The organism is Candidatus Pelagibacter communis (assembly GCF_001179945.1).
Taxonomy (GTDB): domain Bacteria; phylum Pseudomonadota; class Alphaproteobacteria; order Pelagibacterales; family Pelagibacteraceae; genus Pelagilacustribacter; species Pelagilacustribacter ubique_A.
In genome coordinates, this window is sequence record NZ_CVSG01000069.1 from 1 (window position 1) to 865 (window position 865).

The following is an 865-nucleotide window of genomic DNA, read 5'->3' on the forward strand; positions in this document are numbered from 1 at the left end:
ATGCTTCATAGTATTTAAGGTAATTTTCCTTATCAGCATCAATAAAAATTAAATCAAATCTTTGACTTGAATCTTTCAATTCATTAAGGCTTTCAGTAGCAGGTTTTACAATTTGCTTTATTTTTTTTTCATTTGCTTTTTTATAAAATGATTGTGCTTTAATACTGAATTCAGGACTTTTATCTAAGCTAATTAGAAGACCATCAGATGGAAGGGCTAAGGCCATTGATAAAGCGCTAAAACCTGTGAAACTTCCTATTTCTAAAATCTTTTTAATATTAGAGATTTTAATTAATGTTTGTAGAAATTGTGCTTGAGAAACTGAAATTTGCAATCTCTGTTGATCACCAAGACTTATATTATATTGAATTATTTCTTTCTGTACATCAGTCAAAGATTCTGAATGATCAATAATGTATTTTTCAAGATTTTCAGTTAAATCTAATTTTTTAGGCATAATTAGCCTTTTAAAAGTTTTTTTAGAATTTCATTTGTCAATTGGGGGTTTGCTTTCCCGCCAGATAATTTCATAACCTGTCCAACAAAAAAACCAAACAATTTTTCTTTTCCAGCTTTATATTGATCAACTTTATCTTTATTTTTTGATAGTATTTCATTAATCATTTTTTCTAATTCTTTAGGATCGCTTTGTTGTTTCATCCCTTTTGACTCTATGATTTTTTTTGGGTTATCACCGCTTTCAACCATAATTTCGAAAACTTCTTTAGCTATTCTTCCTGAAATCTCTCCAGATTTAATTGATTGTACTAACTCAGCAAAATTTTTAGCAGAAATTGGTGAGTTAGAAATATTAAGTCCTTTGTCGTTGAGCATTGCGAATAAATCACCCATCATCCATGTAGCT

Annotated in this window: 1 protein-coding gene and 1 pseudogene; both read right to left on the reverse strand. The window is 28.7% G+C overall.

Going from position 1 to position 865, the window contains the following annotated elements; translation table 11 throughout:
- A partial coding sequence (locus tag AMN78_RS02685) for an O-methyltransferase (RefSeq protein WP_075534055.1) occupies nt 1–457 on the reverse strand: 457 nt, incomplete at its 3' end.
- 2 nt (nt 458–459) lie between these two features.
- Nucleotides 460–865: pseudogene (gatB, locus tag AMN78_RS02690) on the reverse strand (Asp-tRNA(Asn)/Glu-tRNA(Gln) amidotransferase subunit GatB); the annotation flags it as partial.